The organism is Stenotrophomonas sp. STK17_22, assembly GCF_051983905.1.
In the GTDB taxonomy this organism is placed as follows: Bacteria; Pseudomonadota; Gammaproteobacteria; order Xanthomonadales; family Xanthomonadaceae; genus Stenotrophomonas; species Stenotrophomonas maltophilia_A.
The window spans coordinates 239176-262986 of record NZ_CP197010.1; the positions used below are offsets into that span (position 1 = coordinate 239176).

Genomic DNA, 23811 nt, shown 5'->3' on the forward strand with positions numbered 1-23811 from the left:
GCCCGCTGCCGGGCCGGGGCGTAAAACCTGCGTAACCCGTTTTGTAGAGCCGAGCCCATGCTCGGCTGCCGTTCCGTAGAGTCGAGCTTGCTCGACTGCTCTGCGCCTCAGTCGAGCAAGCTCGACGCTACAAGAGCAAGCCGAGCATGGGCTCGGCTCTACAGGTTCCAGGCGCGGGAACCTCCTGCGCCCGCATGTGGTCTGATACCGCTATCACCTACCCGGAGCCTGTCATGGATGCTGTTGCCCGCCCTCCCTTTTCCGAACGCGCGCTGGCCTGGCTGAAGAAGGAAGCATTGCCGCTGCTGGTGATGCTCGGCCTGCTCGCCGCCGCCCGCGATACCCTCGCCAACCACTACGTGGTGCCCAGCGGCTCGATGCAGCCGACCCTGCAGCCCGGCGATCGGGTGGTGGTGGACATGCGCGCCTATGGCCTGCGCCTGCCGTTCACCGGCAAGGAACTGATGTCGACCGGCGTTCCGCAGCGCGGTGAAGTGGCGGTGTTCGATTCACCGGCCGACGGCACCCGCCTGATCAAGCGCGTGGCTGCAGTGGCCGGTGATCATGTACAGCTGCGCGGAGGCCATCTGAGCATCAACGGCCAGCCGCTGCAGATCGCCGACCTGCAGGACGTGGAAGCCTTCGGCGAGCACCATGCCAGCCTCGACCTGGACATGGGCGGCGGCCCGGACATCGCTGACCTGGTGGTGCCGGACGGCAAGGTACTGGTGCTGGGTGACCACCGCGGCAACAGCTTCGACGGTCGCTTCTTCGGCTTCGTTGACGCCGACAAGCTCTACGGCCGCGCCGTGGCGGTGTACTACCGCCGGGGCGACGGTTTCGAGTGGCAGCGTCTGTAAGCTGAATTGATACTTCTTATGTATCAATCCTGGCCTATCAGGTTATGGATCGACTGGATCGACGGGCCTAGTCTGAGGCCCGTTCCCTCCCACGCTTGGCCGCCCCACCGGCCCATCGATCCCATGACTGGCGAAACCGCGGCGGCCGTCGAACGCCGCCCCCCCACTGTCGATCCCATCGCCGAGACCCGCATCCAGCAGGGCACGCCGGCCTTCCGCCGCACCGCGCTGGCGCTGTTCCTGGCCGGTTTTTCCACCTTCGGCCTGCTGTACACCGTGCAGCCGCTGCTGCCGGAGTTCAGCCGCCACTTCGGCGTGTCCGCCGCCGGCAGCGCGATGTCGCTGTCGTTGACCACCGGCACGCTGGCGGTGGCGATGTTGCTGGCAGGCCTGCTGTCCGATGCGGTCGGCCGCCGTCCTTTGATGATCGTCGCGCTGTTGGCCTCGGCCACGCTGTCGCTGTGCACCGCGCTGGTGGATGACTGGACCACGCTGCTGGTGCTGCGCACGCTGCTCGGCCTGGCGTTGAGCGGCGTGCCGGCAGTGGCGATGACGTACCTGGTCGAGGAAATGGACAGCCGCGCGCTGGGCCTGGCGATGGGCCTGTACATCGGCGGCAACGCCATCGGTGGCATGAGCGGGCGCCTGCTGGCCGGCATCATCGCCGACCACTGGGGCTGGCGCTGGGGCATCGGCGTCGTCTCGATCATCGCCATCGCCAGTACCGTCCTGCTCTGGCTGCAGCTGCCGCCGTCGCGCCACTTCCACCCGCGCCGCGATGGCCTGCGCCAATTGCCGTCGCGCTGGCGCACGCTGTTCGCCGACCCGGGCCTGCCGTGGCTGTTCGCTACCTCGTTCGTGCTGATGGGCGTGTTCGTCACCCTCTACAACTATCTCGGCTATCACCTGCTGGCGCCGCCGTACCACCTCAGCCAGACCGTGGTGGGGCTGATCTTCAGCGTATACCTGGTTGGTACCTTCAGTTCGGCGTGGATGGGCCAGCAGGCCACGCGCTACGGGCGCGGTCGCATCCTGTCGATCTCGTTCGCACTGATTGGTGCCGGCATCGTGCTGTTGGCGATGCCGTGGCTGAGCACGATGGCACTCGGTATCGCGCTGGTGACGTTCGGCTTCTTCGGCGGTCACTCGGTGGCCAGCAGCTGGGTCGGCAGCCGCGCTGGCGCGATGCGCGCCGAAGCGTCGGCGCTGTACCTGTTCGCCTACTACCTGGGTTCGAGCGTGCTCGGTGGTGTAGGCGGCCTGGCCTATGCAGCGTGGGATTGGCTGGGCGTGTGCCTGTTCGCCGCCGTGCTGACCCTGATCGGCGGTGGCATTGTCTGGGCGCTGCAGCAGCGCGCCCCGCAGCCGGTGACGGCGTGATCCTGCTCTGGTAGATGCCGACCTTGGTCGGCGCTGTGGCCGTGGGCCAACCAAGGTTGGCCACTACCGGGTGGATTGCACGCTTACCCTTCGGCGAACGCCTCACGCAGCAGCCCGGCGAAATTGCGGATCAACGGTGTCACGCCCTCGCGGTGCCACGCCAGCTGCACCTCCGAATGCGCACCGGCATCGGCCAGCGCCACGAAGCGCGCGCCTTCCACCCGGATGTGATCGCATGACGACGGCAGGATCGCCGCACCCAGACCGGCAGCGGCCAGACTGATCAGGGTCGAGGCCTCACCGGCCTCCTGCACGATGCGCGGGGTGAACCCGGCGGCCGCGCACAGCGCGATCATGTGGTCATGGATGCCTGCACCGGCGCTGCGGCGGAATGCCACGAACGGTTCCTGCGCGAAGTCGTGCAGCGACAGCGTGCCCTGCGCCGAGAGCCTGCGCAGGGCAGGGTGGTCGGCATGCACGATCAACGCCAGTGGATCGACGAACAGGCTGTGCGCCACCAGCTCCGGCGGCAATGCGCGCTTGCGGATGATGCCCACGTCCAGTGAACCGTCGAGCAGCGCATCGATCTGCTGCAGGGTGTTCATCTCGCTCAGCTGCAGCCGCACCTGCGGATAGCGTTGGCGGTACTGCAGGATCGAGCGCGGAATCTGCGGCGACAGTGGCGTGGCCCGGGTCAGGCCGATACGCAGCTCGCCCTGCTCGCCGCGCTGCGCGCGCTGGACTTCGTCCACCGCCGTTTCCACCTGCTGCACGATGGCGCGCGCACGTTCCTGCAGCAGCTCGCCCGCAGGCGTCAGCTGCACACGACGATGGCTGCGCACGAACAGGCGCGCACCGATCAGGTCTTCCAGCTGGCGGATCTGCTGGCTGAGCGGCGGCTGCGACATGCCCAGCCGCTCCGCCGCCTGGCCGAAGTGCAGCGTATCGGCGACGGCAAGGAAGTAACGAAGATGGCGGAGTTCGATGGACATGGCGTCAGTTTATTCATCGTCAGCCGGAAATGAATCAGAGATGGGGTCAGAGCCCGTTGCGCAGCAACGGGATCCGACCCCGTGCCGACCAACGGTCGGCACCCACCAACAGCAGCTGGCACCAACAGCAGCGGGAAACTGTCGAAGGCGGGGTGGGCCCGGTTGCGGGGGTGTGAGCGGCATGGATGCCGCGACCAAGCCCCCATGGTGAAGTGACCCCCGAGACTTGGACGGGGTCAGGCGGCCGATTGGGCCTGCTCCCGGTACTTTACCGGGCTCAGACCTTTCAGTTTCAGTTTGATGCGTTCTTCGTTGTAGTACTGGATGTATTCCACCAGCCCAGCCTCCAGACTCTCGAGGCTGTCAAAGCTGTTCAGGTAGAAGAACTCCGACTTCAGCGTTCCAAAGAAGCTCTCCATCGCCGCATTGTCCAGGCAGTTGCCGCGCCGGGACATGCTTTGCTTCAACGAGTGCTTTTCCAGCATGTGCCGGTAGTTTTCATGCTGGTACTGCCAGCCCTGGTCGGAGTGGATCATGGGGCGCTCATCCGGGGAAAGCTTCTTGATGGCCTCCTCCAGCATTTGACCCACCAGATCAAATACGGGCCGACGCTTGATCTGATAAGCCACGATTTCGCCGTTGTAGAGGTCCATGATCGGCGACAGGTACAGCTTCATACCCTGCACCTTGAACTCGGTCACGTCAGTCACCCACTTCTGGTTGGGCCGCTCTGCATGGAACTGGCGATTGAGGTCATTGCCAACCACAACATTGGCCGCCCCCTTGAAGGCCTGGTAGCGCTTCACACGCACCCGCGATTTCAGCCCCATCTCCCCCATCAGGCGCTGAACCCGCTTGTGATTGGTCCGATGGCCCTGATTGGCTAATTCCAGCGTCACCGTGCGATAGCCATAGCGCCCTTGGCTTTGATCGTAGATTGCACGGATGCGCTCGCACAGGGCTGCCTCATCCTGATCCGGATGGGCCAGGACATGGTTCTGGTAATAGAACGTACTGCGTGACAGCTCAGCTGCTTCGAGCAGAAGCGACAGCGTATGAACCTGCCTCAATCCTTGGACGGCTTGCGCTTTGCGTCCTGCGCCGCCTGCTCTTCCCGGATCAAGGCATCGAGTTTTTTTAGGTAGTCGGTCTCCGCACGCAGATAGGCGACTTCCTTGAGCAGCTCATCGCGGCTCATATCTTCAGGCGGCTTGGACGAACGGGTCTTCTTCATCGGCTTTCGGGGCGGCGGCGGAGGGGGTGCCAACGCTTGGGCACCGCCTTGAGCATACAGGCGCCGCCATCGCCCCACCGCGCCGGCATCGCCAATTTGAAAGTAGGTGGTGGCCTCGCGCCCGGACAGGCCGTCCTGGCTCATCTTCTCCAGGACAGCCAGCTTGAACGGGAGGTCATAGGACCGGGCCTGGCGATGAAATCCCCGCCAACCATGCAGCCGATAGGTCGCCACCCAGCGCCTGACCGTGGAGAACTCCAGGCCGTGGCGACGGGCAATGGCTTTGACCGATGTGGAGGTCTTGCAGGCCTCTTTGGCGACCTGCAGTTTGAAACGCGCGTCGTATTTGTTCATGTATCCCTCGGGGTTGGATCTAGCGTCCAACTCCCGGGGGTCACTTCATGGACGGGTTTACGGCGTCCCCCGCAACCGGGCCCACCCCGCCATCCCACGGGAGCCCGGCTTTTGAAGTTGACGTTGACGTGGCTTCGGCTTCGGCAGGTGCAGGGCGCAGCCCTGCCGCACACCCTCACCGCTCGGAATGCCCGCTCTGGTCGTAATCGCGCGGACTGAACAGCTCCGGCTGGATCAGCTCGATGAACGCCCGTGCCTGCGCCGACAACGCCTTGCCCCGGCGCACGATCACCCCGTAGCTGCGTTCCGGGAACCAGCGCTTCATCGACCGCGCCGCCAGCCGCTCGCGGTCGGCCTCGTTCAGGCACAGCGCCGGCACGATGGAAATGCCCATGCCCATCGCCACGTACTGCTTGATCACCTCCCAGCCGCCCACCTCCAGCGCCACGGTGTAGGCGATGCGGTGGCGCTGGAATACCTGGTCGACCAGGCGGTAGGTGATCTGCCGCTTCGGTGGCAGCACCAGCGGAAAACGCGCGATGTCGGCCAGTTCCAGCTCGCCACCGCTGGCCAGCGGATGGTCGTGCGGCGCGATCAGCACCTGCTCGAAACGGTAGGCCGGTGCGTAGCTGAGATCGGCCGGCACATCAGTCATCGAGCCGATCGCCAGGTCGGCGGCATCCTCGCGCAGCAGGTCGGTGCCATCGGCACTGATCGCGTTGTGCAGGGTCAGGCGCACATCCGGATGATGCAGGCGGAAGCGTTCGACGATCTTCGGCAGCAAGTACAGGATGGTCGAGCTGTTGGCGGCGATGTTCAGCTCGCCCGCGTCCAGGCCGCGCACCTTGTCGCGGAAACGCGCCTCCAGCCCATCCAGGTTCTCCACCAGCGGCTGTGCCATCTCGTACAGCAGCTGGCCCTCGCGGCTGGGCACCAGGCGGCGCCCGCTGCGCTCGAACAACGGTACCCCCAGCTCACGCTCCAGCGCCTGCAGCTGCAGGCTGATGGCCGGCTGGCTGACGAAAAGCGCCTCAGCCGCCCGTGAGACCGAGCCCAGGCGCACGGTCTGGCAGAACGCGCGCAGCGGCTTCAACCGGTCGGATTTGTAGGAAAAACGCGGACTTGGCGAGGGGCGCGTGGTCATGGCGTCACAAGTATTAGCACAATTTATGTAAAGCATTGCAAAAACTGTTTTGCCAAATACTCCGTACCAGCGGCACCGTGGAGTCGTTCCCCCACCGCTGGAGTCGCCCCATGTCCGCCGTCGCTTCCGCTGTTCCCACCCCTGCCAGCAAGGCTACCCCCGGCATCGCCCTGGCGACCCGCGTGGCCGGCCAGGACACCGTGCTGCCGGCGCCGCTGCTGGCCCTGCTGGTGTCGGTGCACCGTGCGGTGGAACCGGGCCGGCAGGCACGGCTGCAGGCCCGCCGCGAGCGCCAGGCGTTCTTCGATCAGGGCGGCCTGCCGGACTTCCGCGAAGACACCACCGCGATCCGCAACGGCGACTGGCGCGTTGCCCCGCTGCCGGCCGCGCTGCAGGACCGCCGCGTCGAGATCACCGGCCCGACCGACCCGAAGATGGTCATCAACGCGCTGAACTCCGGCGCCAAGGTGTTCATGGCCGACTTCGAGGATTCGACCTCGCCGACCTGGCGCAACCTGCTGGCCGGGCAGCAGTCGCTGGCCGCCGCGGTGCGTGGCGATCTCGAGTACACCGCACCGGCATCCAACGGGAAGGCCGGCAAGCACTACACCTTGCGCCCGTTCGACGAACAGGCGGTGCTGATCGTGCGCCCGCGCGGCTGGCACCTGGACGAGAAGCACGTGCGCATCGATGGCCAGTTCATCGCCGGTGGCCTGTTCGACGCGGCGGTGTTCGCCTTCCACAACGCCCGCACCCTGCAGGCGAAGGACCGCGGCCCGTACTTCTACCTGCCCAAGCTGCAGAGCATGGAAGAGGCGGCGCTGTGGGAGACCGCGCTGTCGCACATCGAAGGCATGCTCGGCCTGCCGCATGGCCAGATCAAGGTGACGGTGCTGATCGAAACGCTGCCGGCGGTGTTCGAGATGGACGAGATCCTGCACGCGCTGCGTGACCGCATCGTCGGCCTGAACTGCGGGCGCTGGGACTACATCTTCTCGTACCTGAAGACCTTCCGCCGCCACGCCGACCGCGTGCTGCCCGAACGCGGCCAGGTGACCATGACCCAGCCGTTCCTGAAGGCCTATTCGGAACTGCTGATCCAGACCTGCCACCGCCGCGGTGCGCATGCGATGGGCGGCATGGCCGCGCAGATTCCGATCAACAACGATGCCGCCGCCAACGAACAGGCGATGGCCCGCGTGCGCGCCGACAAGCTGCGCGAAGTCACCGCCGGCCATGACGGCACCTGGGTTGCGCACCCGGCGCTGATTCCGGTGGCGATGGCGATCTTCGACGAACACATGCCCGGTGCGAACCAGCACAGCGTGCTGCGCCAGGACGTGCGCGTCGGCCGCGACGAACTGATCGCACGGCCGCCGGGCACCATCACCCGCGCCGGTTTCGAAGGCAACGTGGAAGTCTGCGTGCGCTACCTGGCCGCTTGGCTGGATGGCAACGGCTGCGTGCCGATCCACCACCTGATGGAGGATGCGGCCACCGCCGAGATCAGCCGCAGCCAGCTGTGGCAGTGGCTGCATACGCCGGGCCAGCAGCTGGACGACGGCACCGCCATCGACCTGGCACTGCTGGATGCCACGCTGGCGCAGCTGCCGGCACGGCTGGGTGACACCACCGCGCTGCCCGGTGGCGCACGCATCGGCGAGGCCATCGCCCTGCTCGGCGAACTGAGCCGCAGCGACGAACTGACCGATTTCCTGACCCTGCCGGCCTACGCGCGCATCGATTGACTGCCGCCCGCGTCTACCGCCGTTTCCCTCCCCGCTGCACGCACGAACCGAACTGGAGAAAGACATGAGCAAGCTGCCCACTGCCGAACAGATCCAGCACGACTGGGATACCAACCCGCGTTGGGAAGGCATCCAGCGCAACTACAGCGCCGCTGACGTGGTGCGCCTGCGCGGCACCGTCCACATCGAGCATTCGCTGGCCCGCCTGGGCGCAGAGAAGCTATGGGCATCGCTGCATGAGCGCGAGTTCGTCAACGCGCTCGGTGCATTGACCGGCAACCAGGCCATGCAGCAGGTCAAGGCCGGGCTGAAGGCGATCTACCTGTCCGGCTGGCAGGTGGCGGCCGACGCCAACCTGGCCGGGCAGATGTACCCGGACCAGTCGCTGTACCCGGCCGATTCGGTGCCGGCGGTGGTCAAGCGCATCAACAACACGCTGCTGCGCGCCGACCAGCTGCACCACGCCGAAGGCAAGGACGACATCGACTTCCTGCAGCCGATCGTGGCCGATGCCGAAGCCGGTTTCGGCGGCGTGCTCAACGCGTTCGAACTGATGAAGGCGATGATCGAAGCCGGCGCCGCTGGCGTGCATTTCGAAGACCAGCTGGCCTCGGTGAAGAAGTGTGGCCACATGGGCGGCAAGGTGCTGGTGCCGACCCGCGAGGCGATCGAGAAGCTCAACGCTGCGCGCCTGGCCGCCGACGTGCTGGGCGTGCCGACCCTGCTGGTGGCACGTACCGATGCCGAGGCCGCGGATCTGCTGACCAGCGACATCGATGGCAACGACAAGCCATTCGCCACCGGCGAGCGTACCGTGGAAGGCTTCTACAAGACCCGCAACGGCCTGGACCAGGCGATCAGCCGTGGCCTGGCCTATGCGCCCTACGCCGACCTGGTGTGGTGCGAGACCGGCAAGCCGGACCTGGAGTTCGCGCGCAAGTTCGCCGAGGCGATCCATGCGAAGTTCCCGGGCAAGCTGCTGGCCTACAACTGCTCGCCCAGCTTCAACTGGAAGAAGAACCTGGACGACGCCACCATCGCCAAGTTCCAGCGCGAGCTGGGCAGCTACGGCTACAAGTTCCAGTTCATCACCCTGGCCGGTTTCCACGCGCTGAACTACGGCATGTTCAACCTGGCCCACGGCTATGCGCGCCGCCAGATGAGCGCGTTCGTCGAGTTGCAGGAAGCCGAGTTCGAGGCGGCAGAGCGCGGCTTCACTGCGGTCAAGCATCAGCGTGAGGTTGGCACCGGCTACTTCGATGCGGTGACCCAGGCGATCCAGCAGGGCCAGTCGTCGACCACCGCATTGACCGGTTCGACCGAGGAAGAGCAGTTCCACGGCGGGCGCAGCGAACGCGCGGCGTGATGCGGTAGTGCCGGCCGCTGGCCGGCAACCACGCGATCCTTCGGGCAGCACAGGGAAGCCGGCCAGCGGCCGGCACTACCGGAGCCGCGAAATCCGATCAGGGTGGCCAGGGAAGGGCCAGACAACGCCGGCCGGTCGGGGGACCTGCCGGCGTTGTTGTATCGATGCAAGGGAGCAGCGCGCAGCCAGCGTCAATCAGGCGCACCCCGCGTGCCGGCAACTTGGCCGAAAGCCTGTGAAACCCAGCATCGGATTGATCCAGCAGGGGTTTTGCCCGGACACCCGTGACCAGAACGGGCCACCACCGATCTTCACATCAATCAAGATCGGCAGACGGGTCAAAATGAGATAGGGCGCACACTTTAAAGCGGTGCTATGCTCCGCGGCTCACCAGGGGACGCTGGCGGCGGGTGCAGGGAATGACCGGCAGGGGTGCGGCCGAGAACAGTGATGTGACGTCAGGTATCGCCCGGGTGGCGATGGCCGAGATCGTGCACGCGCTGCTGTCCGCTGCCGAGGTCGCATTGTTCGCCAGATTTGCCCGTCCATGCAAGCTTCATGCCGGACAATGGTTGTTCCAGCGTGGCCATCGCGGCGAACGGATGTATGTGATCCTCCAAGGCCAGATCGAACTGGACTTCGGCGAGGACCTGGTGATCAAGACGCTCGGCCAGCATGAGTTCTTCGGTGAGCTTGGCCTGCTGGTCGGCGATCACCTGCGCAGCGCCAGTGCACGCGCGCTGGCCGACTGTGAAGTACTGGAGCTGGGCCCGGCCGACTTCCATCGCCTGGTGGAATCCGATCCCGGCCTGGTCGCCTACTTCCTGCGCCGTACGATCATGCGCGTGCTGACCAACGAGCAGGCGCTGATCAGCCAGCTGCGCCGGCGCAACCACGATCTGGAAACCGCGCTGGACAACCTGTACATCACCACCCACCAGTTGACCCACACCCGTGAACTGGTGCGTACCGATGAACTGACCGGGCTGCACAACCGTCGTGGCCTCACCCTGTACCTGCAGGAATGCCGCGCCGATGGCGAAGGGTTGCCGCAGGCACTGCTGCTGATCGACTGCGACCGCTTCAAGCAGATCAATGATCGCCACGGCCACCAGGCCGGCGACCGTGTACTGCAGAGCATGGGCAACATCCTGCGCTCGATGGCCGGTGAGCAGGACCTGGCCTGCCGCCTCGGCGGCGATGAGTTCTGCCTGATCCTGCGCCGTGGCAACCATGAGATCGTGCAGCACGCGGCCGAGTTCATCCTCAGCGCGGTGCATGGCCTGCTCGAACGCAGTCATGGCACGCCGCACGTCAGCCTGGTCAGCATCGGTGCCAGCCTGCTGGCGCCGGAGGCGGGCTGGAGCGAGTGGTACGCCAACGCGGACCGCGCGCTGTACCAGGCCAAGCGCGATGGTGGCAACTGCCTGCGCTGGGGCGGCGACTCCGAAAGCGGACAATGAGCAGCAGAGGTGGCAATGGACGGCATTCCGGATTTTCTCCCGATGCAGAGTTCGCAGGTGCGGACTCTGCTGTTCACCGATCTGTGCGATTCGCTGCAGCTGGTCGAGCGGATCGGTGACATTGCCGCCGCTGAGCTGTTCCAGCAGCATGACCGCCTGGTGCTTGGCCTGCAGCAGCGCTGGAACGGCCAGCTGATCGATCGGTCTGACGGATTGTTCATCCTGTTCGAACGTCCCATCGATGGCATTGGCTTTGCTCTTTCCTACCAGAACGCCGTTGATGCACTGGGGCGCGAACGTGGCGTTGTTCTGCGTGCACGCGCCGGCCTGCACGTGGGTGACGTGCTGCTGTGGAACAACAGTGCCGAGGCCGTTGCCCACGGCGCAAAACCGGTGGAGGTGGAAGGCCTGGCCAAGCCCATGGCTGCGCGCCTGATGCAGCTGGCGTGGCCTGGACAGGTCCTGCTGTCCGCGGCCGCCGAACAGATGACGCGTCGGGCAGCCAGCGAACTGCCCTGGGCGGCTGACGAGCTGCGCTGGAAGGATCACGGCTGCTGGCGCTTCAAGGGCATCGGCGAACGCCAGGAAGTATTCGAAGTGGGATTGCGTGGCAGCGCCCCGCTACGTCGCCCGCGCTCGGGTGAAAAAGCGTGGCGGGATCTGCCGCTGTGGCGTCGCCCAGCGGCGCTGGTGACCGAGGCGGCACTCATGCTGGCGCTATGCGGAGTGCTGTGGACGCTGTTTCGGCCGGCACCGGCCATCGCCTTCGCCGAACGCGACTGGGTGATCGTGGCGGCGGTGCACAACGCCACGGCTTATCCCCAGTTGGACAGCAGCCTGGAGCAGGCGCTGTACATCAGCCTGGGGCAGTCGCGTTTCGTCAACATCCTCAGCGAGCTGAAGGTGCGTGACACCCTGCAGCTGATGCAGCGGCCGCCGCAGGCGCGGCTGGACCGCAGGCTGGCCATCGAGGTCGCGCTGCGTGACGGAGTTCGTGCGGTACTGATCCCCAGTGTGCTGGAGCTCAATGGCAAAGTACGGGTCAGTGTCGAAGTCGTGGATCCGCGTAGCGGACAGACCGTTTACACGCGCTTTGCCGACGGTCGCGGGCTGGATTCGATCCTCGCCTCGACCGATCACGTGGTTGCGGCGCTGCGTACCGACCTTGGCGAAGCGCTTCGTGACGTCGGCGCAGACCAGCGGCCGCTGCCAACCGTGGCTACCGCCAATCTGGACGCACTGCATGCCTATGCCAAGGGCGTCGATGCAACGGCTGCCGCGCGCTATGACGATGCGTTGATGTTCTTCGAGCAGGCGACCCGGCTGGATCCTGCCTTTGCCTTCGCCTACGTCGGGCAGATGAACATCCAGCACGCAAAGGGCAATCTGGAGCAGGCCGCGGCGCTGTACCGCAAGGCGGTCAGCCAACGTACGCACCTGACCGCGCGCGACCAGCTCTATCTCGATGCCTGGGCGGCCGATTTCGAAGGGGCACCGCCTGCACGCATCGCTGATAAATGGCGCATGCTGACCGAGTTGTACCCGGACGACCCGGCCGGCTGGATGAACTACTCGATGGTGCAGTTCGCGCAGGGTGACTACGATGGCGCACTGGCCGCGACGCAGCCGCTGCTGGGACGCCAGCATTCGCGCCGTGCATTGGTGCTGGCGTTTGTTGCACGCATCCAATTGGCCCGTGGCGAAGCCTCCGCAGCGGAAGCAGCCCTGCGCGGTGCGCGGCTGCACCCGGGTTGGAACGGCGATGGCATGGAGCCGGTGATTGCCGCATTGGCTGGCGACTTCGAAGCGGCCAACGCCGGGTTCACCGCGATGGGGCCACTGGGCCCCGGGACACGCATGGAGCGGGCTGCCGTGCTGACCATGCAGGGTCGCAGCGCTGAAGCTGCGGGCGACATGCAGCAGGCTGCGTCGCAGTGCCCCAGCGCAGGTGGGATGTGTGACATCCTCGCTTTGCAGGCGCTGGCCTGGCGCGCACGGCAAGGCGTTTCCGTGCCGGGGCAGGAGTACCAGCAGGTGCTCGATCGCGCGCTCGCGGCGATCGATCGTGGCCAGCCTGCACCGGCACGGCGCAACGCATTCATCGCTCTTGCCGCTGCCTACCATGCGCTGCGCGCCGGCCAGGCAACGGTGGTCATGCAGCGAAGGGACGCGCTGCAGGCGCTGCCCGAACGCGACGACGATCCCCGCCTGCGCGAACTGTGGAACCTGCTGCAGGCACGCATGGCCCTGGACGCTGGAGAAACGCTGCGTGCGCAGCAGTTGTTGGCGCAGCAGCGCCAGGCAAGTTTGTTCCAGTGGCGCGTGCTGCAGTTGGATCTGCTGCGATCCCAAGGTCAGCACGATGCAGCGCAGCGTCAGCTGCGCTGGCTTCAACACCATGCCGGCCTGGCCTTTGCAGAGAACATCGGCGACTACGCACTGCTGCCGTTGAACGTGAACGACGTGCAGCGGCTGGCATTGATGGAGAGTCCCGTGGCCTCTCACAGCAGCCCGGACGCAGCGGCACCCTGATCGTTACTCCTGCTGGAGACCAGGCAAGCCATCCTCGAAAAGGAACGGCACATTGAAGGCGGCGCGTGTCCCAAGCAGGGTCCGCATGCGTGATGCGGCCTGGGCGAACTCCATCTTGCTGCCCAGGGACGCCAGTGATGCACGGCAGGCACGTACGGTGTCTTCGTCCGCACCCAGTGCGAGCAGGGCCAGGCCGGGATCCTTGGCAAACTCGGACCGGAAGGCATCATCGCTGGCCAGGCGCTCCAGCAGCTGCTGGACAACGTCGGCGGAAAGGGGGGAAGCAGACATGGGATCAGCACCAGCAGAATGGGAAAATGGAATTATCGGCGGTGGCGCCGCGAAGTTGATGGGTACGTGCACCCGCCACGCTATGATCGGCGCCCCGAACAGCCCTCGGATGCCATTGCGATGAGATTCCGTCGTTGCCGGACCTTGTTCGTCGAGCCGGTCGAACGCCCGTCCTTCAACCTGCAGGAACTGCTGGCTGGTGGTACCGGCGTGCAGCTGCAGCCGGTCCTGCAGGTGCGTGCGGCGCACCTGCCGTCGGTGCAGGTGATCGACGCGGAAAGCTGTGCCTGGTTGCTGGCCTGCAGTGCCGAACAGTGGCAGCCGTTGCCGGAAGCAGCGGACGCGCGCGGTCGGGTGCTGTCATTGCTGCAGCAGGGCCTGCTGGTCAGCGATGATCCGGCCCACGCCAAGGCCTGCGCTGCCGAGCAGCGTCTGCGCGATAGTCATTGGTGGCCGCTGTCGGCGCTGCACTACCAGCAGTCGTGCTGGGACGAGGTGGACAGCGTGCAGGACATGGAGCAGCACCAGCTGGTGACCGCACGCGATCTGGTGCGCAGCTACGGCAGTCCGCCACCCGAGGCACCTCCGCGTATACATGGCGCGCAGGCACTGCCGTGCTACGAGGATGATCCGATGCAGTCGCAGCTGCAGGCACGGGCTACCTGCCGCAACTTCGATAGCGCGCGTGCGCTGCCGTTGCCACTGCTGGCGCGCGTGCTGCAGCAGGTGCTGATGGCACAGGCCGAGGTGGAAACCGATCCAGGTGTGCGGTTCCTCAAGAAGAACGTGCCTTCAGCCGGCAGCCTGCATCCGCTGGAGGCCTACTTGCTGGTACGCAACGTGGAGGGAATGGCCCCGGGGCTGTATCACTACCATGCGGTGGCGCACGAGCTGGGCCGGCTGCCGGCACAGCCACAGGACCTGGAGTCGCTGTGCCAGCGCTTGCTGGCCGGGCAGCATTGGTTCGCCGATGCACACGTGCTGCTGGTGCTGGTGTGCCGCTTCGAGCGCAACTTCTGGAAGTATCGGAACCATGCCAAGGCCTACCGCGCTGTCACGCTGGATGCAGGCCATGTTTCACAGGCACTGTATGCGTCGGCCACCGCACTGGGCCTGGGCGCTTTTGTTACAGCGGCCATCAATGAATCCGAGGCAGGGCGTGCGCTTGGCCTGCAGCCGATGGCCGAAGGTGCGTTGGCGATCTGCGGGCTGGGCTGGCGCAGTGGCACAAAGATCACCGCGGAGCTGGACCCGGATGGCCACGTGTGGCCGCGGGCGGACCCACGCGCGGGGAATGCCGATGCAGCCGGGCCCTAGGGCCCGGCGCGTCATCGTTCACGCCGCTTCGAAGTCCACCAGCACCGCACCGTCACCCACCTGGTCGCCGGCCTTGGCGCGGTAACCCTTCACCGTGCCGTCTGCCGGTGCCTGCAGGGTGTGCTCCATCTTCATCGCTTCCAGCACCACCAGCGGCGTGCCGCGCTTGACCTCGGTACCGGCCGCGACCAGTGTCGCGACGATCTTGCCCGGCATTGGTGCCAGCAGGCTGCCCGCGTCGGCCACGGCGTGGTCCGATTCGCCCACCGGGTCGTGCAGGGTGAAACGGTGCTGGCCATCGGCACCGAACAGATACAGCTGGTCGCCTTCGCGCAGCAGCTGCAGCTGCCAGCGGCGGCCGTCCAGCTGCACTGACAGGCTGCTGCCCTTGGCACTGCCGAGCACCGTGGCCGGTGCAGCAGCATCGCACTGCACGCGCCAGCCATCGGCCTGCACCCATACCTTCAGCGTGTGCTTGCGTTCGCCCTGCTGCAGCGGCAGCACGCGCGGTGCCGATGCGCCAAGGCGCCAGCCATCCTGTGCCTGCCACGGCGAATGCGGATCGCGCGCGTCGGTGCTGGCGCCGCCCGTGCTTGCAACCGCAGCCACCGCAGCCAGCTGCCACAGGGCATCATCTGTGTCGCCCACTGCATTCAACGCGACCTGCTCGCGCTCGATCAGCGCGGTATCCAGCTTGGCGTGCGCGAACGAATCGGTGTTCACCAGCCGGCGCAGGAAGCCGGCATTGGTGGTCACGCCCACCACCTGGCAGTCGGCCAGCGCCTGGCTCATGCGGCGCAGTGCGGCGTCGCGGTCCACGTCCCAGACGATCAGCTTGGCAATCATCGGATCGTAGTACGGCGTGATGCTGTCGCCTTCCTCCACGCCGGTATCCACGCGCACATGGGCCGACGGGGTCGGCAGGCGCAGGCGGCGCAGGGTGCCGGTGGAGGGCAGGAAGCCCCGGTCGGCATCTTCGGCATACAGGCGCGCTTCGATGGCGTGGCCGTGGATCGCCAGCTGTTCCTGGCGCAGCGGCAGCGGCTGGCCCGAGGCCACGCGCAGCTGCCACTCCACCAGGTCGGTGCCGGTGATGTACTCGGTCACCGGGTGCTCGACCTGCAGACGGGTGTTCATTTCCATGAAGTAGAAATCGCCGTCCGGGCCGGCGATGAACTCCACCGTGCCGGCACCGACGTAGCCCACCGCGCGCGCGGCATCGACTGCCGCCTTGCCCATTGCAGCACGACGTTCTGCGCTCATGCCCGGCGCCGGCGCCTCTTCCAGCACCTTCTGGTGGCGGCGCTGCACCGAGCAGTCGCGCTCGAACAGATAGACCGCCTCACCGTGGCTGTCGCCGAACACCTGGATCTCGATATGGCGCGGGCGCTCGACATACTTCTCGACCAGCACATGGTCGTTGCCGAACGCCGAGGCCGCCTCGCGCTGGCAGCTGGCCAGTGCATCGACGAAGTCCTCGCTGCGCTCGACCTTGCGCATGCCCTTGCCACCGCCGCCGGCGCTGGCCTTGATCAGCACCGGGTAGCCGATGCCGTCGGCCTGTGCGCGCAGGAACGCGGGGTCCTGCTGGTCGCCGTGGTAGCCCGGGGTCAGCGGCACGCCGGCCTTGGCCATCAGCGCCTTGGCCGCGCTCTTGTCGCCCATCGCGCGGATGGCGCTGGCCGGCGGGCCGATGAAGGTGATGCCGGCCGCCGCGCAGGCATCGGCGAAGTCGGCATTCTCGGACAGGAAGCCGTAACCGGGGTGGATCGCCTGCGCGCCGGTCAGGCGTGCGGCATCGAGCAGGGCATCACCGCGCAGGTAGCTCTCACGTGCGGCGGCAGGACCAATGTGGATGGCTTCGTCGGCCAGGCGCACGTGGCGGGCGTTGCGGTCGGCATCGGAATACACCGCCACGGTGGCGATGCCGAGGCGGCGGCAGGTGGCGATGACGCGGCAGGCGATTTCGCCACGGTTGGCGATCAGGACTTTGGTGAACATGGCAACAGACTCGGTCATGGCACGGGTTACATGCGGAACACGCCGAAGCGCGTCTGCTGCGGGGCGGCGTTGAGGCTGGCCGACAGCGCCAGGGCCAGCACCCGGCGGGTGTCGGCCGGATCGATCACGCCGTCGTCCCACAGGCGCGCGCTGGCGTAGTACGGGTGGCCCTGCTGCTCGAACTGCTCGCGGATCGGCGCCTTGAAGGCGTCTTCTTCCGCCGCCGGCCACTGGCCGCCCTTGGCTTCGATGCCATCGCGCTTGACCGTGGCCAGTACGCTGGCGGCCTGTTCGCCGCCCATCACGCCGATGCGCGCGTTCGGCCACATCCACAGGAAGTTCGGCGAGTACGCGCGGCCGCACATGCCGTAGTTGCCGGCACCGAACGAACCGCCGATGACCACGGTGAACTTGGGGACCTTGGCGCAGGCCACCGCCATCACCAGCTTGGCGCCGTCCTTGGCGATGCCGCCCTGTTCGTACTTGCGGCCGACCATGAAGCCGGTGATGTTCTGCAGGAACACCAGCGGGATGTTGCGCTGGGTGCACAGCTCGATGAAGTGTGCGCCCTTCAGTGCCGACTCGGAGAACAGGATGCCGTTGTTGGCGATGATGCCGATCGGGTAGCCGTTCAGATGCGCAAAGCCGGTCACCAGCGTTGCGCCGTAGCGCGGCTTGAACTCATCGAAGCGCGAGCCATCGACCAGGCGCGCGATGACCTCGCGCACGTCGTAGGGCTTGCGCGTGTCGGCCGGGATCACCCCGTACAGGTCGTGTGCCGGCAACAGTGGTTCCTCGTTGGCCTGCACCGCCATCGCCGGCTCCGGCTTGCGCCAGTTCAACTGCGCGATGATCGCGCGCACCCGTGCCAGCGCCTGCAGGTCGTTGTCGGCCATGTGGTCGGCCACGCCGGAAATGCGCGTGTGCACGTCGGCACCGCCGAGTTCCTCGGCCGTCACCACTTCACCGGTGGCGGCCTTCACCAGCGGCGGGCCGCCGAGGAAGATGGTCCCCTGCTCGCGCACGATCACCGTCTCATCGCTCATCGCCGGCACATAGGCGCCGCCGGCGGTGCAGCTGCCCATCACGCAGGCAATCTGCGGGATGCCCTGCGCGGACAGGTTGGCCTGGTTGTAGAAGATGCGGCCGAAATGATCGCGGTCGGGGAACACCTCGTCCTGCAGCGGCAGGAAGGCGCCACCGGAATCGACCAGGTAGATGCAGGGCAGGTGGTTCTGCTCGGCGATCTCCTGCGCGCGCAGGTGCTTCTTCACCGTCATCGGGTAGTAGGTGCCGCCCTTCACCGTGGCGTCGTTGGCCACGATCACGCATTCCACGCCGCTGACGCGGCCGATGCCGGCCACCACGCCCGCGGCGGGCACGGCGTCTTCGTACATGCCGTGCGCGGCCAGCGGTGCGATTTCCAGGAAGGCGCTGCCGGGATCGAGCAGGGCGTCGATGCGGTCGCGCACCAGCAGCTTGCCGCGTGCGGTGTGCTTGGCGCGCGCGGCTTCACTGCCGCCCAGCGCGGTGCGGGCGAGGGTGGCATGCAGGTCGTCGACCACGGCCTGCATGGCGGCGCGGTTGCTTTCAAACGTTTCGCTGCCCGGTTGCAGCTGGCTGTTCAGGACGGTCATCGCGTTGGCCTTACAGGGTGCGCTGGAACAGTTCGCGGCCGATCAGCATGCGGCGGATCTCCGACGTGCCGGCGCCGATTTCATACAGCTTGGCGTCGCGCCACAAGCGGCCGGTCGGATATTCGTTGATGTAGCCGTTGCCGCCCAGGATCTGGATCGCCTGGCCGGTCAGCCAGGTGGCCTTCTCGGCGGCGTACAGAATGGCACCGGCGGCATCCTGGCGGGTGGTGCGGCCCTGGTCGCAGGCGCGCGCGACGGCATAGACGTAGGCGCGGCACGCGCCCAGGCCCACGTACATGTCGGCGATCTTGGCCTGGATCAGCTGGAAGCTGCCGATCGGTTCGCCGAACTGGTGGCGCTCGTGCACATAGGGCATGACCACGTCCATGGCCGCGGCCATCAGGCCCAGCGGGCCACCGGACAGCACCACGCGCTCGTAATCCAGGCCGGACATCAACACGCGCACGCCACCACCGACCTGGCCCAGCACGTTTTCTTCGGGAATCTCGCAGTCCTGGAACACCAGCTCGCAGGTGGGCGAGGAGCGCATGCCCAGCTTGTCCAGCTTCTGCGCGGTGGAGAAGCCCTTCATGCCCTTCTCGACCAGGAACGCGGTGATGCCCTTGGCGCCGGCCTCCATGTCGGTCTTGGCATAGACCACCAGCACGTCGGCGTCAGGGCCGTTGGTGATCCACATCTTGTTGCCGTTGAGCACGTAGCGGTCGCCGCGCTTGTCGGCGCGCAGCTTCATCGACACCACGTCCGAACCGGCACCCGGCTCGCTCATCGCCAGCGCGCCGACCAGGCTGCCGTTGCACAGGCCGGGCAGGAAGCGCTGCTTCTGTTCTTCGTTGCCGTTCTTGCGCAGCTGGTTCACGCACAGGTTGGAGTGCGCGCCATAGGACAGGCCGATGCCGCCGGAGGCACGCGAGATTTCTTCCATCGCCACCACATGGGCCAGGTAACCCATGCCGGTGCCGCCGTATTCTTCTTCCACGGTGAGGCCGAGCAGGCCCTGTTCGCCCAGCTTCGGCCACAGGGCCAGCGGGAACTGGTTGCTGGCATCGGCCTCGGCGGCCAGCGGTGCGACCTCGGCGGCGGCAAAATGGGCCACGCTCTGGCGCAGCAGGTCGATGTCTTCGCCAAGGTCGAAGTTCAGGGATGGCACGTGCATTGTGGTGGCTCCACGACGGGATGGCAGGAAATGGGCGCACCCGGCGGGGGAGCGGGCGGCGGTCTGCAGGACCGCTGCCCGCACGGGCGATTGGACCCCAGCGTAGCGGGGTTCGGGTAAGAAGTGAATACAAATTCAAAAATTGAAACTAGAATCAAAACATGGCCTACAAACGCTCTGCACTGATGGAAGAACGCCTGGCCGGGGCCCGTGAACGGATCCTGCTGGCCACCCGTGAGCTGGTCGCCACCGGCGGCTGGCGCAATGCCCCGGTGACCGCCGTGGCGACCCAGGCGGGGGTGTCCACCGGCCTGATCTACCGCCACTTCCCGTCCAAGGCCGAGCTGTTCGTGGAGGTGCTCAACGCCGCGGTGGCCCACGAGGTCGCGATCATGGAGCGCATCGCCAGCGGCCCGGAGGTGGCCAGCGAGCGCCTGCGGTTGGCGATCACCGCCTTCGTCCGCCGCGCCCTGGCCGGGCCGGGGCTGGCGCATGCCTTCATCGTCGAACCGGTCGACCCGGACGTGGAAGCCGAGCGCATGCGTGGTCGTCGCGCCTTCGGCGACGTGTTCCTGCGGCTGGTGGAGGAGGGCGTGGCCGCCGGTGAGCTGCCGGCGCAGGACGCGCATGTGGCCGCCGCCTGCCTGGTCGGCGCCTTCACCGAGGCGATGGTCGGCCCGACCGCGCCCAGCCGCGAAGCACACCGCGACGAAGACGCACTGGTGGATGCGATCTGCAGCTTCTGCCTGCGCGCGATCGGCGCCCGGTAATCCGTAGAGCCGGCCGCTGGCCGGCTTCTGCACGATCCATCCGGCGGGCTGGCGATGCCGGGCAGCGGCCGGCACTACCGGGTCCGAATGCTGCGCCGCACCAGCAGTGACGCCTGTTGTCGCACGCAAAGCGCGTTCTATACTCGGTCCATCACGCAGTCGCTCAGCCGTGGTCCAACGACTATCAGCCAGGGGTAACGAAGAGTGCGGAATTACGATCTGGAGTTCCTGAAACGCTTCTCCATGGTGATCGCGCTGCTGGCGACCATCACCCTCGGCCTCATCCTCCTTGCCGCTTACATCCACACCCGGATTCCACCCGAGGTGTCGCCGACCGCGGCCAAGCGCACCGAGCAGCGCATCTCGCCCACCGGCGCGGTCTATGCCGGCAGCACCGGCGCCGCCGCGCAGGCTGCGGCCAAGGCCGCCGCGCTGGCCAAGGCCGCCTCGCAGGTGGCCTACGGCGGCACCAAGGACGGCAAGGTCATCTTCGACAACCTGTGCACCGCCTGCCACACCACCGGCGTGGGCATGGCGCCGACGCTGGACCATTCGCACTGGGACAAGCGCATCGCACAGGGCAAGGACACTCTCTACAAGCACGCCATCGAGGGCTATACCGGTCCGGATGGCGGCATCATGCCGCCCAAGGGCGGCAACCCGGCGCTGACCGAGGAACAGATCCACGCCACCGTGGACTGGATGCTGGGCAACCTGAAGTAACCGGTAGTGTCGGCCGCTGGCCGGCAACCACGCATGGCTTGAAGGTCATGAGGTTGCCGGCCAGCGGCCGGCACTCCCCAGGCTTTGCCCACCAAGGTCAAAACCCTGCCCGCAGGCGGGGTTTCGCATTTCAGGGTTAGTCTGTGCGCCTCTTCCATGGAGTCGCCCGTCGATGCGCCGCCGTTCCCTCGCCCTTGCCCTGTCCCTGCTGCTGCCGGCCGGCGCCTTTGCCCAGGCCCAGCCGCAGGCCGCACCGGTCGCGTCGCCGTCCGCCGCGCGCAGCAGCGCCACCGTGGTGCTGACCACCGCGCCGGCCGACTGGCGTGCGCTGGATGGCCAGCGCGTGCGCATCGCCGCACCGCTCACCCTGGCCGGCACCGATGGCCTGGAGCGTTTTGGGCAGCTCACCGTGGCCTTCGATGGCCGCCTCTGGCAGCCGACTGAAGTGGCCGCGCCGGGTACTGCCGGCTATGAGCAGGTGATGGCCGACAACCAGCGCCGCCGCCTGCTGCTGGACGACGGCAGCGAAGCCCGCGACCCGGCCAGCGTGGCCTACCTGCCAGCCAACCCGGTGCTGCGCACCGGCATGCAGCTGCGCAATGTGGAAGGTGTCGTGCACGTGGATGCACAGGGCCGTCCGCGCCTGCAGGTCGAGGGTGCACTCACGTTGCCCGAGCTGAAGCGTCCGGCGGTGCCGACGGTGCCGGGCAGCCTGCATATCGCTGCATTCAACCTGGAGAACTTCTTCAATGGCGATGGCCAGGGCGGTGGCTTCCCGACCCTGCGCGGCGCGCGCACGCTGGAAGAGCACAAGGCGCAGGTTGGCAAGCTGGTGGCCACGGTCAACGCGCTCGGTGCCGACATCGCCGCGTTGATGGAACTGGAAAACGATGGCTATGGCCCGCAGTCGGCCATCGCCGAACTGGTCAGCGCCCTCAACGCCGGTCTTGCCGCCGACAAGCAGTGGGCCTTCGTCGATGCCGACGAGGGGCCGGGCAGCAACCCGATCCGGGTTGGCATCATCTATCGCAGGAGCGCGTTCAAGCCGCTGGGCAAGCCGTTGACCAGAACCGACGGTCCGTTCGCCGAACACAGCCGCGCACAGCTGGCGCAGGCCTTCCAGGGCAAGGGCGCACCGTTCATGGTGGTCGCCAACCATTTCAAGTCCAAGGGCTGCCGTGATGCCAGCGGCGGCGATGCCGACCGCAACGATGGCCAGGGTTGCTGGAATGCCACCCGGGTGGAATCGGCAAAGCAGTTGAACCAGTGGGTGCAGGCCGAAGCTGGCCGCCTGAAGGTGAAGGACGTGGTGCTGCTGGGCGATTTCAACGCCTACGCGATGGAAGACCCGATCCGCACCCTGCATGACCTGGGCTGGCAGGACGCATTCAAGGTCGCCCAGGTCGAGCATCCTTACAGCTACGTCTACAACGGCTATACCGGCCGCCTCGACCATGCGCTGCTGAGCCCGGGCATGGCCCAGCGCCTGCGCGGTGCCGCCGAGTGGCACAGCAATGCCGACGAACAGGACGCCAGCGGCTACCAGGGCCGCAACGTGCAGGGCCCGTGGCGCAGCTCCGACCACGACCCGCTGCTGCTGGGTTTCGATAAATAACCCAGCGGTTGGGCATCCGCTTGGGTGTAGGCGCGTACATGGGGCGGCACTGATCCTGCTGTTGCTTTTGACCTTTCAGTCCGCCTTCAAGCGAGCCGAGCATCGCAGGTGAATCAGGGGCGAAGAGGCGCCGATGTCTGAGCGTAGCGAGTTCGGCGCCGTCCCCTGGTTCACCGAGAAGCGCAGGGTACCGGTGCACAGCACCGGCTCGCGGCTGGCGGAGCGTTTCTTTGGTTACTTTCTTTGCGCGCAAAGAAAGTGACACCTCTCCGGAGTTGCGGAAACGATTTGCCGGAAATGGTCCGTCGCAATCAAATGCTCAGCCCCAGGCAATCAACCCGATCGCCAGCACCGCCAGCGCCAGCCCGGCGCGGTTCCACCGGGTGGTGGCCTCGCCGAACGCGAACACGCCCACCAGCGCGCCCAGCACCACCACGCCGATGTTCATGCCGGCGAACACGGTGGCCGGGCTCTCCGGCATGGACTGATGCGCGTGCACATAGAAAAGAATGTTGCCGCCGTTGAGCAGGCCCAGCAGCGCGCCCGCACCGAGGTTGCGCCAGGCCAACCGGCTGCGGCCACCGGCGTGCCGCCACAGCTGCAACGCCAGCATCAGCACGAAGGCCACGCTGAAGCTGGCCAGCACCGCCGCCATCGACGGCGTGCCGGACAGCGCCACCTGCTTGAGCAGCACGTCCACCACCGCAAACCCAGCCCATACCCCCAGCAGCCAGCCCCAGCCACCGGGCGAGGACGCCACCGCCGGTCTGCGCGGGCGCAGGCTGATGGCTACCATCGCCAGCAGGCCCAGGCCGAGCCCGGCCAGCTTCCACGGCGTGGCAGTCTGGCCGAAGAACAGGAAGGCGGCGGCCAATGACAGCAGCAGCGACAGCCGCTGCGCCACGTCGCTGCGGACGATGCCGGCCACCGCCACCGCGCGGCCCAGCACCAGGAAAATCGAGGGCAGCACCACCGCCAGCGCCAGCAATGACAGCCACGGCGCGTGCGGCGCGCGCAGCGCATCCAGCGGCGGCCGCAGCACCACGGCGGTGAGCGTTGCCGCCACCAGATAGTTCCAGGTGACCATCTGCGAAACATCCAGCTGGCGGCGTCCGGCCACCTTCAACAACACCGAAACCAGCACGCTGCAGATCACGGCCAAAGACAGGTAGAGCATGGGACGGGCACAGGGCAGGGGCGGGGGACGGTA

19 protein-coding genes are annotated in these 23811 nt (G+C 66.8%); 11 read left to right on the forward strand and 8 right to left on the reverse strand.

Annotation, left to right across the window (positions count from 1 at the left end; genetic code table 11):
- The first annotated feature begins 233 nt into the window (after positions 1 to 233).
- Together lepB and ACSYS9_RS01045 are read left to right on the forward strand one after the other, a co-directional pair.
- Complete coding sequence (gene lepB, locus ACSYS9_RS01040) at positions 234 to 860, forward strand: signal peptidase I (RefSeq protein WP_071228782.1); 627 nt, start codon at positions 234 to 236, stop codon at positions 858 to 860.
- A 123-nt stretch (positions 861 to 983) separates the two neighbouring features.
- Positions 984 to 2240: an MFS transporter gene (locus tag ACSYS9_RS01045; RefSeq protein ID WP_071228781.1), complete on the forward strand. Its 1257-nt coding sequence runs from the start codon at positions 984 to 986 to the stop codon at positions 2238 to 2240.
- Positions 2241 to 2323: 83 nt separating this feature from the next.
- On the opposite strand, the gene ACSYS9_RS01050 is transcribed toward ACSYS9_RS01045, so the two are convergent.
- The 3 genes from ACSYS9_RS01050 to ACSYS9_RS01060 all read right to left on the reverse strand — a co-directional run bounded on the left by ACSYS9_RS01050 (position 2324) and on the right by ACSYS9_RS01060 (position 5964).
- A complete protein-coding gene (locus tag ACSYS9_RS01050) occupies positions 2324 to 3232 on the reverse strand; it encodes a LysR family transcriptional regulator (RefSeq protein WP_071228780.1) in 909 nt (302 codons plus the stop codon).
- A 236-nt stretch (positions 3233 to 3468) separates the two neighbouring features.
- A protein-coding gene (locus ACSYS9_RS01055) for an IS3-like element ISStma2 family transposase (protein WP_132809301.1) occupies positions 3469 to 4820 on the reverse strand; the annotation gives its coding sequence in 2 pieces (ribosomal slippage) (positions 3469 to 4373 and positions 4373 to 4820; 1353 coding nt in all).
- A gap of 175 nt (positions 4821 to 4995) precedes the next feature.
- Positions 4996 to 5964: a LysR family transcriptional regulator gene (locus ACSYS9_RS01060; RefSeq protein ID WP_071229556.1), complete on the reverse strand. Its 969-nt coding sequence runs from the start codon at positions 5962 to 5964 to the stop codon at positions 4996 to 4998.
- A gap of 110 nt (positions 5965 to 6074) precedes the next feature.
- On the opposite strand from ACSYS9_RS01060, the gene aceB reads away from it, so the two are divergent.
- The 4 genes from aceB (at position 6075) to ACSYS9_RS01080 (ending at position 13073) form a co-directional block, all read left to right on the forward strand.
- Entirely contained in the window at positions 6075 to 7712 is a 1638-nt protein-coding gene (aceB, locus tag ACSYS9_RS01065; RefSeq protein ID WP_071229557.1) for a malate synthase A, read from the forward strand.
- Positions 7713 to 7776: 64 nt separating this feature from the next.
- Positions 7777 to 9078 (forward strand): isocitrate lyase, encoded by a 1302-nt coding sequence (aceA, locus tag ACSYS9_RS01070; protein WP_004153647.1) that lies wholly within the window; start codon positions 7777 to 7779, stop codon positions 9076 to 9078.
- Between the two features lie 419 nt (positions 9079 to 9497).
- Entirely contained in the window at positions 9498 to 10541 is a 1044-nt protein-coding gene (locus tag ACSYS9_RS01075) for a GGDEF domain-containing protein (protein ID WP_071229558.1), read from the forward strand.
- A 42-nt stretch (positions 10542 to 10583) separates the two neighbouring features.
- Positions 10584 to 13073: a putative peptide modification system cyclase gene (locus ACSYS9_RS01080; protein ID WP_177179534.1), complete on the forward strand. Its 2490-nt coding sequence runs from the start codon at positions 10584 to 10586 to the stop codon at positions 13071 to 13073.
- Positions 13074 to 13076: 3 nt separating this feature from the next.
- Here the strand turns inward: ACSYS9_RS01080 and ACSYS9_RS01085 are convergent, their stop codons facing one another.
- Positions 13077 to 13364 carry an NHLP-related RiPP peptide gene (locus tag ACSYS9_RS01085; protein WP_049462810.1) on the reverse strand — a complete coding sequence of 96 codons (288 nt, stop codon included), beginning with the start codon at positions 13362 to 13364 and terminating at the stop codon, positions 13077 to 13079.
- A 120-nt stretch (positions 13365 to 13484) separates the two neighbouring features.
- On the opposite strand from ACSYS9_RS01085, the gene ACSYS9_RS01090 reads away from it, so the two are divergent.
- Entirely contained in the window at positions 13485 to 14681 is a 1197-nt protein-coding gene (locus tag ACSYS9_RS01090) for a putative peptide maturation dehydrogenase (protein ID WP_071229560.1), read from the forward strand.
- A gap of 18 nt (positions 14682 to 14699) precedes the next feature.
- Here the strand turns inward: ACSYS9_RS01090 and ACSYS9_RS01095 are convergent, their stop codons facing one another.
- From ACSYS9_RS01095 to ACSYS9_RS01105, 3 genes are read right to left on the reverse strand one after another with little or no spacing between them, the layout of a single operon-like run.
- The gene (locus ACSYS9_RS01095) at positions 14700 to 16682 is read right to left on the reverse strand and encodes an acetyl-CoA carboxylase biotin carboxylase subunit (protein WP_071229561.1); all 1983 of its coding nucleotides are present in this window, start codon (positions 16680 to 16682) and stop codon (positions 14700 to 14702) included.
- Positions 16683 to 16708: 26 nt separating this feature from the next.
- Positions 16709 to 18319, reverse strand: a complete 1611-nt coding sequence (locus ACSYS9_RS01100; RefSeq protein WP_071229562.1) for a carboxyl transferase domain-containing protein — start codon at positions 18317 to 18319, stop codon at positions 16709 to 16711.
- Positions 18320 to 18329: 10 nt separating this feature from the next.
- On the reverse strand, positions 18330 to 19493 hold the full coding sequence (locus tag ACSYS9_RS01105) for an isovaleryl-CoA dehydrogenase (RefSeq protein WP_014645571.1): 1164 nt from the start codon (positions 19491 to 19493) through the stop codon (positions 18330 to 18332).
- Between the two features lie 161 nt (positions 19494 to 19654).
- On the opposite strand from ACSYS9_RS01105, the gene ACSYS9_RS01110 reads away from it, so the two are divergent.
- The 4 genes from ACSYS9_RS01110 (at position 19655) to ACSYS9_RS01125 (ending at position 22863) form a co-directional block, all read left to right on the forward strand.
- Complete coding sequence (locus tag ACSYS9_RS01110) at positions 19655 to 20263, forward strand: TetR/AcrR family transcriptional regulator (RefSeq protein ID WP_005407661.1); 609 nt, start codon at positions 19655 to 19657, stop codon at positions 20261 to 20263.
- Positions 20264 to 20467: 204 nt separating this feature from the next.
- Positions 20468 to 20986: a c-type cytochrome gene (locus ACSYS9_RS01115; RefSeq protein ID WP_005407662.1), complete on the forward strand. Its 519-nt coding sequence runs from the start codon at positions 20468 to 20470 to the stop codon at positions 20984 to 20986.
- A gap of 172 nt (positions 20987 to 21158) precedes the next feature.
- Positions 21159 to 22601, forward strand: coding sequence for an ExeM/NucH family extracellular endonuclease (locus tag ACSYS9_RS01120; protein WP_440568757.1), 1443 nt, complete (start codon positions 21159 to 21161; stop codon positions 22599 to 22601).
- Between the two features lie 133 nt (positions 22602 to 22734).
- Complete coding sequence (locus ACSYS9_RS01125) at positions 22735 to 22863, forward strand: hypothetical protein (protein WP_256201534.1); 129 nt, start codon at positions 22735 to 22737, stop codon at positions 22861 to 22863.
- A 57-nt stretch (positions 22864 to 22920) separates the two neighbouring features.
- On the opposite strand, the gene ACSYS9_RS01130 is transcribed toward ACSYS9_RS01125, so the two are convergent.
- The gene (locus ACSYS9_RS01130; RefSeq protein ID WP_071229564.1) at positions 22921 to 23778 is read right to left on the reverse strand and encodes an EamA family transporter; all 858 of its coding nucleotides are present in this window, start codon (positions 23776 to 23778) and stop codon (positions 22921 to 22923) included.
- Between the last annotated feature and the right edge of the window lie 33 nt (positions 23779 to 23811).